General features: G+C 63.4%; 9 protein-coding genes. All 9 read right to left on the bottom strand.

Features of this window, described 5'->3' with window-relative positions:
- Nucleotides 1–11: 11 nt before the first annotated feature.
- The gene (locus KZJ38_RS03850) at nucleotides 12–1,439 is read right to left on the bottom strand and encodes a UDP-N-acetylmuramoyl-tripeptide--D-alanyl-D-alanine ligase (RefSeq protein WP_219798852.1); all 1,428 of its coding nucleotides are present in this window, start codon (nucleotides 1,437–1,439) and stop codon (nucleotides 12–14) included.
- The gene (locus tag KZJ38_RS03845) at nucleotides 1,436–2,995 is read right to left on the bottom strand and encodes a UDP-N-acetylmuramoyl-L-alanyl-D-glutamate--2,6-diaminopimelate ligase (RefSeq protein ID WP_219798851.1); all 1,560 of its coding nucleotides are present in this window, start codon (nucleotides 2,993–2,995) and stop codon (nucleotides 1,436–1,438) included. The genes KZJ38_RS03850 and KZJ38_RS03845 overlap by 4 nt, the downstream gene beginning before the upstream one ends.
- Nucleotides 2,992–4,956: a peptidoglycan D,D-transpeptidase FtsI family protein gene (locus KZJ38_RS03840; protein WP_219800102.1), complete on the bottom strand. Its 1,965-nt coding sequence runs from the start codon at nucleotides 4,954–4,956 to the stop codon at nucleotides 2,992–2,994. Before KZJ38_RS03840 ends, KZJ38_RS03845 begins: the two co-directional genes overlap by 4 nt.
- Nucleotides 4,956–5,342 carry a cell division protein FtsL gene (ftsL, locus tag KZJ38_RS03835; protein ID WP_219798850.1) on the bottom strand — a complete coding sequence of 129 codons (387 nt, stop codon included), beginning with the start codon at nucleotides 5,340–5,342 and terminating at the stop codon, nucleotides 4,956–4,958. The genes KZJ38_RS03840 and ftsL overlap by 1 nt, the downstream gene beginning before the upstream one ends.
- Nucleotides 5,339–6,292, bottom strand: a complete 954-nt coding sequence (gene rsmH, locus KZJ38_RS03830) for a 16S rRNA (cytosine(1402)-N(4))-methyltransferase RsmH (protein ID WP_219798849.1) — start codon at nucleotides 6,290–6,292, stop codon at nucleotides 5,339–5,341. The genes ftsL and rsmH overlap by 4 nt, the downstream gene beginning before the upstream one ends.
- 15 nt (nucleotides 6,293–6,307) lie before the next feature.
- Nucleotides 6,308–6,736: a division/cell wall cluster transcriptional repressor MraZ gene (gene mraZ / locus KZJ38_RS03825; RefSeq protein WP_075158241.1), complete on the bottom strand. Its 429-nt coding sequence runs from the start codon at nucleotides 6,734–6,736 to the stop codon at nucleotides 6,308–6,310.
- Nucleotides 6,737–7,177: 441 nt separating this feature from the next.
- Nucleotides 7,178–7,861 carry a 2-polyprenyl-3-methyl-6-methoxy-1,4-benzoquinone monooxygenase gene (coq7, locus tag KZJ38_RS03820; protein ID WP_219798848.1) on the bottom strand — a complete coding sequence of 228 codons (684 nt, stop codon included), beginning with the start codon at nucleotides 7,859–7,861 and terminating at the stop codon, nucleotides 7,178–7,180.
- Nucleotides 7,862–8,169: 308 nt separating this feature from the next.
- A complete protein-coding gene (locus KZJ38_RS03815; RefSeq protein ID WP_219798847.1) occupies nucleotides 8,170–9,843 on the bottom strand; it encodes a long-chain fatty acid--CoA ligase in 1,674 nt (557 codons plus the stop codon).
- A 440-nt stretch (nucleotides 9,844–10,283) separates the two neighbouring features.
- Nucleotides 10,284–12,401 carry a molybdopterin-containing oxidoreductase family protein gene (locus tag KZJ38_RS03810; protein ID WP_219798846.1) on the bottom strand — a complete coding sequence of 706 codons (2,118 nt, stop codon included), beginning with the start codon at nucleotides 12,399–12,401 and terminating at the stop codon, nucleotides 10,284–10,286.
- Between the last annotated feature and the right edge of the window lie 112 nt (nucleotides 12,402–12,513).

Here is a 12,513-nt window from a genome sequence, read left to right as displayed (position 1 = left end):
CCCTTCTCTTTTCAATGTGCGGCGGGGCTGTCGCCCGCCGCATTGGTTTGTGGACTTGTCAAGGCGTCCACCACGCGCTCCATCTGCATGAAGCGCGAGCCTTTCACCAGAAATGTTGCCGTCGCCGTGAAACCGGCCTGCTGCAATTGCGCGACGAGCGCGGCCGGATCGGCCGCGTGCTGCGCCTTCGGACCGTACGCGGCGCACGCATCGCGCGATGCATCGCCCATCGCGTACAGGGCATCGATGCCGCACTCTTTCGCGTACGCGCCAATCTCGCGATGAAACGCCGGACCTTCGTCGCCGGTTTCGCCCATATCGCCCATCACGAGCACGCGCGGCGACGGCCGCGTCGCGAGCACGTCGATCGCGGCGCGCATCGAATCGGGATTCGCGTTGTAGGTGTCGTCTATTACGGTGGCGCCCGCGAGCGCGCCGAGCACCGCGCGCTTGACCTGCAGGCGGCCCTTCACCGCGCCGAACGATTCGAGACCGCGCTTGATCGCATCGAGCGACACACCCGCGGCAAGCGCGGCCGCCGTCGCGGCAAGCGCGTTGCGCGCGTTGTGCGCACCGAGCACTTGCAGCGTCGCATCGATGCGGCCTTGCGGCGTGTCGATGCGCAGCGTGCGGCCGTCGAAGCGGCCCGTGACGGCCGCTTCCGTCATGCATTCGTCCGTATTCAGCGCGAAATCGATCACGTTGTTGCCGGTGGCGGCGACGCGCCAGATGCCTGCATAGACATCGTCGGCCGGGAACACGGCGATGCCGTCGGGCGTAAGCGCGTGAATCACGCTCGCATGTTCGAGCGCGACCGCTTCGACGGTCGCCATAAATTCCTGATGCTCGCGCTGCGCGTTGTTCACCACTGCGACGGTCGGCTCCGCGAGCTTCGCGAGCAACTGAGTTTCGCCCGGGTGATTCATGCCGAGCTCGACGACCGCGAGCCTGTGCGCTTCGCTCAGGCGGAACAGCGTGAGCGGCACCCCGACGTCGTTGTTGAAGTTGCCGGCAGTCGCAAGGCGCGATGCTTCGCCCACTTCTGCCGCAAAGATCGACGAAATCATTTCCTTGACCGTCGTCTTGCCGTTGCTGCCCGTGACCGCGACGAGCGGCATCGTGAACTTGCGGCGCCAGCCGCGCGCAAGCGCGCCGAGCGCGACGCGCGTATCGGCCACGCGCAATGCAGGCACGCGCCAGTCGCCGGGACTGCGCGTGACGAGCGCCGCGTTCACGTGACGGCTCGCGACATCGGTCAGGAAGTCGTGCGCGTCGAAGCGCTCGCCCTTGAGCGCGACGAACAGATCGCCGGGGCCCGTAGTGCGGCTGTCGGTCGACACGCGGTCGAACGTGACGGAACCGTCGCCGAGCACCGTTGCGCCGGGAATCAGCGCGGCGGCTTCGCTCAGCGAGAACATCGCTTTACCTCGCTCGCTCATTCGCCACCTCCGCGCGCTTGCGTCGCACGCGCGGCCAGTGCGAGCCGTGCATGGTCCTGATCCGAAAACTCGCGCTTCTTGCCCATGATTTCCTGTGTGGCTTCGTGGCCCTTGCCCGCGAGCACGATCACGTCTTCGCGCGCCGCGCTGCGGATCGCCTGCAGGATCGCGCTCGCGCGGTCTTCGATGCAGCGCGCCCTCGACGGCTGCGTCATGCCCGCGACGATCTGATCGATGATCGCTTGCGGATCTTCGCTGCGTGGGTTGTCGCTCGTCACGACCAGCGCGTCGGCGCCGCGTTCGGCGATCGCGCCCATCAGCGGACGCTTGGTCGCATCGCGGTCGCCGCCGCAGCCGAACATGCAGACGAGTTCGCCGCCGCGCGCCTCTGCGATTGGGCGCAATGCGACGAGCGTCTTTTCGAGCGCGTCCGGCGTATGCGCGTAATCGATCACGACGAGCGGCTCGTCGTTCTGCAAGCGGCCACCGAGACGCTGCATGCGGCCGTTCACCGGCTCGAGCTTCGAGATTTCCTCGAGCGCCGCGTCGAAAGGCACGTTTGCCGCAAGCAGCGCGCCCAGCACGCCGAGCAGATTGCTGACATTGAACGCGCCGAGCGTGCCGACTTCGACATCTGCGCTGCCCCAGTCGGAGACCAGATGAAACGCGGTGCCCGTCGCGGTCGCGCGCACGTCGCTTGCGATCAGCGCCTGATCGGCGAGTAACGCGCTGACGTCGGACGAGCCCACGCCGCCTTCGAGCGAATACGCGATCGTGCGCGCATGCCCTTTCGTGCTGGCAATGAGGCGGCGGCCCGCTTCGTCGTCGGCGTTGATGACGGCGACACGCAATTCGGGCCATTCGAACAGGCGCGTTTTCGCCGCTTCATACGCGGCAAACGTGTGGTGATAGTCGAGATGGTCCTGCGTCAGGTTCGTGAATACCGCGATATCGAATTTGGTGCCGTTCACACGCCCCTGATGCAGGGCATGCGACGACACTTCCATCGCGATCGCCTGCGCGCCCTCGTGACGCAATTGCGCGAGGCTGCGCTGCAGCTGCGGCGCATCGGGCGTCGTAAAGCCGGTATGAACGAGATGGCCGGGCATGCCGGTGCCGAGCGTGCCGATCACCGCGCACGGCAAGCTATGCGCCGACAGCGCCGTGGCAATCCATTGCGTGCACGACGTCTTGCCGTTCGTGCCCGTCACGCCGATCACGCGCATGGCGTCGCTCGGGTCGTGGTACCAGGCGCTGGCAATCGCGCCCGCGAGTTCGTTCAGCGCAGGCACCGCGTGGGCGGTCGCCGCGACCGGTTGCGTCGTCGCGAGGCCTTCCGGTTGATACAGCACTGCGGCGGCGCCGCGTTCGATCGCATTGTCGATAAACGGCCGGTTGTCCGCGCCTTCGACCGCATATGCGAGAAACGCATCGCCTGCTGCCAGTGACCGTGTGTCCGCATGCAGGTGCGCATCGGGCTTCACGTGCTCGCGCAGCCACGCGAGCGCGTCGTCGATTTGCGGACGGGCCGGATGGGAGAAACGCAGCGCGCTCATCGCACAACTCCCGGGTGTTCCTTCGCGTTGCTCGAGATCGTCAGCTTCTTCGCGGACGCGCCATGGGTCGCGATCTTCGCAGCGAACTTCTTCGCGTTGTTTGCACCGTTCGCACCGTTCGCGTGGTTCGACGCAACAACGCTCTTCGCTGTGTTCTTCGTACCGCCGCTCGCCGCATCGCCGTTGTTCCCGGCGGACGCGACGGCCTCGGTCTGGTTCGTGTCGTCCGACACGACCATCTGCTTGATCGGCATATCGGGCGGCACGTTCAGCGAGCGCAGCGTGTCGCCGGCGATCGCCGAGAACACGGGGCCCGACACCTGGCCGCCGAAGTGGCTGCCCGCGGTCGGCTCGTCGACCGACACCGCGATTACGACGCGCGGATTCGGCATCGGCGCCATGCCGACAAACGATGCGCGATATTTCGATTTGTCGTAGCCGCGGCCCGAGTGCTTGTACGCGGTGCCGCTCTTGCCGCCGACGCGATAGCCGGGCACCGCGGCATCGGGCGACGTGCCGCCTGGCGAGACGACGGTTTCGAGCATCGCGCGCACTTCGCGCGCGGTAACTGGCGAAAACACCTGCGTGCCGGTGGCCGGCTGGTCGCCGGGCGTGTGGAAAATCGAGATCGGCAGGATCTGGCCGTCGTGTGCGATCGCGGTGTACGCGCGTGCGAGCTGGAACAGCGACGCCGACAGGCCGTAGCCGTACGACATGGTCGCCTGCTCGATGCGGCGCCAGCTCTTCCACGGACGCAGGCGGCCCGCCGCCGCGCCAGGAAAACCGACCTTCGGCGCCTGGCCGAGACCGATGCTGGTATACATATTCCACATCTCTTCGGGCTTGAGCTGCATCGCGATCTTCGTCGCGCCGATGTTGCTCGACTTCTGGATCACGCCGCCAACTGTAAGCACGCCAAACGCGCTGTCGTCAGTGATCGTTGCGCCGTCGAGGACAAAGCGTCCAGGCCCCGTATCCACCAGTGTAGTCGGCGAGACGCGGTGCAGATCGAGCGCGAGCGACACCGTGAACGGCTTCATGATCGAGCCCGGCTCGAACACGTCGGTGAGAATACGGTTGCGCAGCTGCTCGCCCGTCAGGTGCGAGCGGTCGTTCGGGTTGTACGTCGGGTAATTGACGAGCGCGAGCACTTCACCGGTGCGCACGTCGACCACCATCGCGGCGCCCGCCTTCGCCTTGAACTTCTGCACCGCGGCTTTAAGGTTCGTGTAAGCGATGTACTGAATCTTGCTGTCGATCGACAGCTCGACATCCTTGCCGTTGTGCGGCACGACCGTCTCGTCGACGTCTTCGACGATGTGGCCCATGCGGTCCTTGATCACGCGGCGCGTGCCGGACATGCCGGCGAGCATCTTCTGGTCGCCGAGTTCGACGCCTTCCTGGCCTTCGTCCTCGACGTTCGTAAATCCGATCAGGTGAGCCGTGATCTCGCCTTCCGGATAGAAGCGCTTGTATTCGTTGCGCTGGTAAACGCCGGGAATATCGAGCGCCGCGACTTGCGCGGCGACATCGACCGGCACCTGGCGCTTCACGTAGACAAAAGTTTTGTCTTCGGACAGCTTCGTGCGCAGCTCTTTATCGGACATGTCGAGCAGTTTGCCGAGCTGGTGCAGCTTGTCGGCGCCGAGATCGTCGGGCACCGACTCGGGAATCGCCCAGATTGCGCGCACGGGCAGGCTCGTCGCAAGCACAAGGCCGTTGCGATCGAGGATCTTGCCGCGTGTGGCCGGCAACTCGATGGTGCGCTGATAGCGGCTTTCGCCCTGCTTCTGATAGAACGCGTTGCCCGGACCCTGAATCCAGAACGCGCGCCCAGCCAGGGCGACAAACGCCATAAACAGCAGGAACACGACGAGCTTCGAGCGCCACATCGGCAGGCGCACCGAAAGAATGGGGTTCGCGGAAAACGCGACGCTCTTGCGATTCGACGATTTCTTCATCATCGCGCGCCTCCGCGGGAGCTTGCCGCCTGGACCGCTTGCGGCGATCCCGCTTTCGCGTTCGCCGGCGCCGATGCAGGCCCGGACGTCGGAATCGGCGCGTCCTCGGCCGTCGCGGTGCCCGGTTCGAGCTGGACGTATTGCGTGCGGCCCGTCGTGGCCTGCTGCATCTTCAGGGAATCGGTGGCGAGCTGCTCGATGCGCGAGGTTTTCGACAGCGCGCTCTGCTGATATTGAAGCTGCGAATAGTCCTGCTGCAGCTGGCGCTCCTGCGACTGCGCGCGCTGCAACTGGATAAAGAACTGGCGCTGCTGGTTCGTCGCGTTCACGACGGAAAGGGCACAGCCCATGACGACGATCAGCAGGAAGATATTGAGGCGGTTCATGGCGCGATCCGCTCCGCGACGCGCATCACGGCGGAACGGGCGCGAGGATTGGCGGCGACTTCGGCGTCGCTCGCGAAAACACGGCCTAGCAGTTTGAATGGAGGGCTCGGCAGGTCGACTGCACGAATCGGCAGACGGCGGTCCACCACAGGCGCAGTGGACTGCGCCTGCATGAATCGCTTGACGATGCGGTCTTCGAGCGAATGAAAGCTGATCACGACCAGCCGCCCCCCTTGCTCCAGCAGCGACAACGCCGCCTCTAGTACGACTTGCAGCTCCGCAAGCTCTTGATTGACGTGAATCCGTATAGCCTGAAAGGTGCGGGTTGCCGGGTCCTTACCCTTCTCACGGGTTTTGACGGCGTTAGCCACGATTTGGGCAAGCTCGCCCGTGCTTGCGAGAGGCCCAAGACGTTCGGACTCTGCCCGGCGAGCAACAAGCGCCTTTGCAATCTGAACAGCAAACCGTTCTTCCCCATAATCTCTGATCACCTCCGTCAGTTCCTGCAACGTGGCCCGCGCGAGCCAATCCGCGGCGGATTCGCCGCGCGTCGGGTCCATACGCATGTCGAGCGGGCCATCGGCGCGAAAACTGAAACCCCGCTCCGGATCGTCGACTTGCGGCGACGACACGCCCAGATCCAGCAATACACCCGACACACGCCCTACCCCGCGCGACGCCAGCGCGTCGCGCAGTGATGCAAAACTCTGATGCACGATTTCGAAACGCGGATCGGCCATGCCTTGCGCCGTTTCGATCGCAAGCGGATCTTTATCGAATGCGATCAGACGGCCTGCCTCACCCAGCTTGCCCAGCACTGCCCGACTGTGGCCGCCGCGCCCGAACGTGCCGTCCACATAGACGCCGTCCGTGCGCGTCACCAGCGCGTCGACCGCTTCCTCCAGCAGCACCGTGCGATGCTGCAACTCCTTTCCCATCGCAGGCGCCATGTCGATCACCCGCGGTCAGAATGTGAAGTTCTTCAGCGCTTCGGGCATGCCCTGCGCCATCGCCGCCTGTTCCTTCGCGTTGTAGGTCTGTGCGTCCCACAACTCGAAGTGACTTCCCATTCCTAACAACATCACGTCTTTTTCAAGCGAGCCGGCGATGCGCAATTCGGGTGACACGAGCACGCGCCCGGCCGTATCGAGTTCGACGTCGGCTGCATTGCCGAGAAAGATCCGCTGCCACCACTTCGCTTCCATCGGCAGCGCGGCGATTTTCGTGCGAAAGACCTCCCACTCGGGGCGCGGAAACAGCAACAGGCAGCCGTCCGGGTGCTTGGTAATCGTCACCCGGCCTTCTGCCTGTCCTTGCAGCGCATCACGATAGCGAGCCGGGATCGACATTCTCCCTTTCGCATCGAGTGTCAGCGCTGACGCCCCTTGGAACACTTCAACTCCCCTTTGTGAGGGCGTTGTAAGACGCCGCCCAGTCTTGAAAACTTACCTGAAATACGCGTGTAGATCACACAAAAATACACTTTCTCACACTGTCTCCCACTTTAGAGTAACCCCATACACGGGTCAAGGGAGGCGGGCCGATTTTTAACGAATTTTGTTTGATAGAACAAGGACTTAGCGACAGTCCTTCAAGTCAGACGTAAACGGGAAAATCGTTATAAATGAATCAGATAGTGGAACTTGTGAAGGTAGTACTTGAGAAGTCGGGCGAAAAAGCGCGGTTTTCAGGGCTTCAGAGGGGCGGGATCCGGCGTGCAAAGCGAACAAACACGCGGATGTCGGCGGTGGGAGTCGAGCGCGATTCAGGCAAGGTAAAGGACGGCGTGGTAATCGCCGTCCAAAGGCCGTTTTCAGGTAAAAAGATTAGATGCTTTAGATACGGTACGCGGTGGTCGTCATGATTTTCGACGCCGCGCGCATCAGCGCACGCGCGGGAAAAGGCAGCTCGACACCGCCTGCGTCCATCGCTGCTTTACCGTGCGCTGCTTCGTCGGCGCGCATCTGCTCGACGATGGCGCGCGATTCGTGGTCCGCGGCCGGCAGTGCTTCCATATGGCCGTTCAGATGATGCTCGACCTGGCGCTCGGTCTCGGCCATGAAGCCGAGGCTCACGCGATCGCCGAAACGCCCCGCGGCGAAGCCGATTGCGAGCGCGCCTGCGTACCACAGCGGGTTCAGGAGACTGGGGCGCGAATCGAGCGCTTCGAGGCGTTTCGCGGTCCACGCGAGGTGATCTTCCTCTTCGCGCGCGGCGTTTTCGAAGGCCTGCTTCAAGGATGGAGAACGTGTGGCGAGCTTTTGCGCCTGATAGAGCGCCTGCGCGCAGACTTCGCCGACATGATTGACACGCATGAGCCCCGCCGCGTGCGCGCGCTCCTGCGCGGTCATTTCGACGCGTTCGGCGGAATCGCCGACGTCTGCCGCATCGGCTGCATCTGCCGTAGCGGCGGGATCGGCCGGTCGGGCCGGCACCGGCATCGGGCGACTCATGCGCGACACGCCTGTCATCGATCGCAATCCGCGGTCGAACTCCGTAATCAAGTCGTCAAGCAGCATCCTGCTCCTCCAGTCAGACCGATCTCTCGAATGCGACCGGATTCCGTGCATTCGAGCCCTCAAAATAGGGGATTTTGGTAACCAAACATCAATTTTAGACCATGTTGCGGAAAGGAAACATCCGGCAACGGCGGGAGACCACGAGACGTCGTCCGACGCGGCGCGCTGTGGCACGTCGTGGCGCGGCGCGCATCGTCCAGTTCCTTTGCACATAAAACTTTCGGATTCCCTGGAGATCGCTGCGAAATAAAAAAAGAGGCGCCCTTTTCGAAGGCGCCTCCTTGTTCGGCCGGGCCGCGTGGGCCGCGTTATGCGCGGCCGTCGCGCAACTCGCGGCGCAGAATCTTGCCCACGTTGCTCTTCGGCAATTCCTTGCGGAACTCGACGATGCGCGGCCGCTTATAAGGCGTGAGCTGGTCTTTGCAGAACGCGATGATGTCCGCATCGGTCAGCTTTTCGTCCTTCTTGACGATAAAGAGCTTCACCGCTTCGCCGCACTGCGGGTCAGGCACGCCGACCGCCGCCACTTCGAACACGCCCGGATGCTTCGCGACCACATCCTCGACTTCGTTCGGATAAACGTTGAAGCCCGACACGAGAATCATGTCCTTCTTGCGATCGACGATCTTCACGTAGCCGCGCTCGTCCATCAGCCCGATGTCGCCGGAGCGCAAAAAGCCGTCCGCGGTCATCACTTTCGCGGTTTCATCGGGTCGGTTCCAGTAGCCGGCCATCACCTGCGGACCGCGAATGCAGACTTCGCCCGGCTGACCGAGCGGCACTTCGTTGCCGTCGTCGTCGCGAATCGAGATTTCCGTCGACGACACCGGCAGGCCGATCGTGCCGTTGTACTCGGTGGCCGTGACCGGATTGCAGCTGACCGTCGGCGAGGTCTCCGACAAGCCATAACCCTCGATGATCGGCGTCTTCGTGCGCGCGAACCAGCGCTCGGCGACGGCCTTCTGCACAGCCATGCCGCCCGCGTTCGCGACCATCAGGTTCGAGAAGTCGAGCTTGTCGAAATCCGGATGGTTAAGCATTGCGTTGTAGAGCGTGTTGACGGCCGGCAACGTCGTGATCTGGTAGCCCTGCAGCGACTTGATCATGCCGCCGATGTCGCGCGGGTTCGGAATCAGCACGACGAGGCCGCCCTGGCGGATCGGCATCAAGCCGCAGACCGTCAGCGCGAACACGTGATAGAGCGGCAGCGCGGCGACCGTGACCGTTTGCGTGACGTCGGGCCGCGCGACGCGAGCCGGTTCGTGCCACGCCGCGGACTGCAGCACATTGGCGATCAGATTGCGATGGGTGAGCGTCGCGCCCTTCGATACCCCGGTCGTGCCGCCCGTATATTGCAGAAACGCGATGTCTTGCTGACCTTGCTGGACGGGCTTGAAGGTCGCGCGCGCGCCCTGCGCGAGCGCGTCGTTGAAGCGCACGTGACCGGGCAAGCTCCACGCAGGCACCAACTTCTTCACGCGCCGCACAACGAAATTGACGATGTGCCCTTTCAGCCCCAGCAGATCGCCCATCGACGCGACGATCACATGCCTGATCGACGTGTTGCCGATCACCGCCTGCACGGTCGCCGCAAAGTTCTCGAGCACGATGATCGCCTGTGCGCCGCTGTCCTTCATCTGATATTCGAGTTCGCGCGGGGTGTAGAGCGGATTCGCATTTACGACGACATAGCCCGCGCGCAGAATCGCCGCGATCGCGATCGGGTACTGCAGCACATTCGGCATCATGATCGCGATGCGCGCGCCGCGCTCGAGTCCCTTCGACTGGAACCACGCGCCCAGGCGGCGCGAGAATTCGTCGAGTTCGCGGTAGGAAATTGATTTGCCCATGCACGCGAACGCGGGCTTGTCGCGATATTCGCGGAAGCTTTCTTCAAGTAGATCGGCCACCGATGCGTACTGCGTTGGATCAATCTCCGCCGGCACGCCGGGTGGGTACGATTTCAGCCAGATCTTCTGCATACGGTGTTTCTCCGGTCCCATGCGCGATGGTTGATATTGCTGCTATGTTTTCGAATGATCGTGCGAAAGGCAGCGCATCGTAGCACGCGTTTTTCCGCACTTTATTTCGGGTAACCACCGGTTTAGACGATGGCCTCGAAACGGAAGAACACCTGCCCGCGGCGGTCATTCCGTTTGGCTTGTCCACGCATGCATATATATAGGCGAGGGAAAGAACTGTGGGTGCGGGGGCGGGTTATTTCGTTGCGCGATTGGCCAGATGATTCGGTTGCTTCGCCTTTGGGTGGTGGGGGCGGCGGCTTGCGTGCGGATGGGTAAGGCCGCGTTTCGTCTTGTGCTTTTTATGTTTTGGACCGGGCGTCATTGCTGGCGATGCATTGCGTTACTTTGCTTTGCGAATGACGCCCGGGTTTATGCGTTACTTATGCATTGCTTGCGCGTTAAGCGCGTTCGACTTCGACGAGACAGTCATAGAACGTCGCCGAACCACCGAGATCGGTTAATGCCTGGCTCGTCACCTGGTTCGCATTGCGGCCGTCCGGTGCGAGCTTCTTCCACCAGATCGACAGGCCGACGACGAGCCCTTCGCGTGCTTTGTCCGTCACGCGGGCCCGCGCCTGCATCGAACCGCGGTCGTTGAAGATGCGCACGTGGTTTCCTTCGCTGATGCCGCGGCGCTCAGCATCAGCGGGATGGATGTCGAGATGCGGCTCGCCTTCAGTCGAACGCAGGCTTTCGACGTTGACGAAAGTGCTGTTCAGGAAGTTGCGCGCGGGCGGAGAGATCATTGCGAGCGGATAGCGGGACGCGAGTTCGGGCGCATTTTCGGCCGACTCGTACGGCGGCAGATAGTCGGGCAGCGGATCAAGGCCTTGTTGCGCGAGCCGTTCGCTATAGAACTCGCATTTGCCCGACGGCGTGCGAAAGCCGCCGTTCGCGAACGGCGCGTCCGGCACATGCAGCTTTGCCCAGCCGGCGTGCTTGAGTGCCGGCCAGTCGACACCCTCGAGCGCAGCGTCGTCCCAGCGGAAGGCCGCCGCGGCGACGTCTTCATCGGTCTCGAAGAGCGCCGGTTCGGTGAGGCCCATGGCGCGCGCGATGCCCCGGAAAATCTCGGTGTTCGGCTTCGCGTCGCCGATCGGTGCAATCGCGGGCAGGTTCGCCATCACGTACGTGTGGCCGTACGACTTGTGGATGTCGAGGTGCTCGAGCTGCGTGGTGGCGGGGAGCAGCAGGTCGGCGTAGTCGGCGGTGTCGGTCTGGAAGTGCTCGAGGACGATCGTGAAGAGATCTTCGCGAGCAAAGCCTGCGGCCACGCGCTCGGAATCGGGCGCAACGGCGACCGGATTTGAGTTGTAGACGATGATTGCCTCGACCTTTGGGCCGAATCCGGTGTTCGTGCTGGTGTTGCCGACGTTGCTGGCGTTGCTGGTGTCGCCGGGGTGAAGCAACGCATCGCCGATCGCGTTCATATTGATGACGCGCGATGGTGCGGATGGCCAGCCCGGCATCAGATCGGGCCGGGCCAGCGCGAACGAATCGACCGGCGCCCATCCCGATGACGACAACAGTGCGCCGCCCGCGCGCTCACGCCACGCGCCGGTCAGCGACGGCAGGCTGGCAATCGCGCGCACCGCGTTGCCGCCGCCGCGCACACGCTGCATGCCATAGTTGAGACGGATCGCGGATTTGCGGGTTTTGCCGTAAAGACGCGCAAGTTCCACGATCTCCGTTTGTTCCAGACCGCAAATCTCCGCGACGCGTTCCGGCGTGTAGGTGAGCGCGCGCGCCTTCAACTGCTCGAAACCGAGCGTGTGGTCGGCGATATACGCGTGATCGAGAAAGTCTTCGGTGATGAGTACATGCATGATCCCGAGCGCGAGTGCGCCGTCGGTGCCGGGCCTGAGTGCGATGTGCTGATGGCACTTTTCGGCCGTGAGCGACCGGTAGGGGTCGATGGCGATCAGGCGGGCGCCATTGCGCTTGGCTTCTTGCGCGCGCGTCCAGAAATGCAGGTTCGACGCGATTGGATTGGCGCCCCAGATCAGGATCAATTCGCTTTCGGAGAAGAACTCGGTGAGCATGCCGAGACCTGCGCCGTACGTGTATTTGAGACCTGCCGCGCCTGCGGACGCGCAAATCGTGCGATCGAGCTGCGACGCACCGAGCTTGTGGAAGAACCGCTGCGCAATGCTGTCGCCCTGCACGAGGCCCATCGTGCCGGCGTAGCTGTAGGGGACGATTGCTTCGGGCGCGCGCGCTGCGATTTCGGACAGCTTCGTGGCTGCTAGTGCAAATGCTTCGTCCCATGTAACCGGCTCGAAACGCCCTTCGCCTTTTTTGCCGACACGTTTCATTGGCGTGGTCAGGCGGCTCGTGTGGTGCACGCGGTCCGCATAGCGACTGACCTTGGTGCACAGCACACCCTGCGTCGGCGGGTGGTCGGGATCGCCGGTCACCTTGATGGCGCGGCCGTTTTCGACGGTCACACGCATCGCGCAAGTATCCGGGCAATCGTGCGGACAGACCGCGCGGGCGAATTCGGTGGGAGCGTTCATGGAAGTGGGGCCTGTTCTCTTCTGAATGCGTGTGGGTTTGTGCGTGCGTGCGGCTGGATCTGGAGTTGGCTGATGCCGGTGGCCGGTCGCGGGCTGCTGCGGCGGCGTGCTG

It is taken from the genome of Paraburkholderia edwinii, from assembly GCF_019428685.1.
Lineage (GTDB): Bacteria > Pseudomonadota > Gammaproteobacteria > Burkholderiales > Burkholderiaceae > Paraburkholderia > Paraburkholderia edwinii.
Note: the sequence above shows the minus strand (reverse complement) of the source record. Positions and strands in the feature narration are given on the sequence as shown.

Excerpts from the sequence above, each read along its gene's own strand:
- KZJ38_RS03850 (WP_219798852.1), bottom strand. The coding sequence starts at position 1,439 with ATGAGCGAGCGAGGTAAAGCGATGTTCTCGCTGAGCGAAGCCGCCGCG.
- KZJ38_RS03845 (WP_219798851.1), bottom strand. The coding sequence starts at position 2,995 with ATGAGCGCGCTGCGTTTCTCCCATCCGGCCCGTCCGCAAATCGACGAC.
- KZJ38_RS03840 (WP_219800102.1), bottom strand. The coding sequence starts at position 4,956 with ATGAAGAAATCGTCGAATCGCAAGAGCGTCGCGTTTTCCGCGAACCCC.
- ftsL (WP_219798850.1), bottom strand. The coding sequence starts at position 5,342 with ATGAACCGCCTCAATATCTTCCTGCTGATCGTCGTCATGGGCTGTGCC.
- rsmH (WP_219798849.1), bottom strand. The coding sequence starts at position 6,292 with ATGGCGCCTGCGATGGGAAAGGAGTTGCAGCATCGCACGGTGCTGCTG.
- coq7 (WP_219798848.1), bottom strand. The coding sequence starts at position 7,861 with ATGCTGCTTGACGACTTGATTACGGAGTTCGACCGCGGATTGCGATCG.
- KZJ38_RS03815 (WP_219798847.1), bottom strand. The coding sequence starts at position 9,843 with ATGCAGAAGATCTGGCTGAAATCGTACCCACCCGGCGTGCCGGCGGAG.
- KZJ38_RS03810 (WP_219798846.1), bottom strand. The coding sequence starts at position 12,401 with ATGAACGCTCCCACCGAATTCGCCCGCGCGGTCTGTCCGCACGATTGC.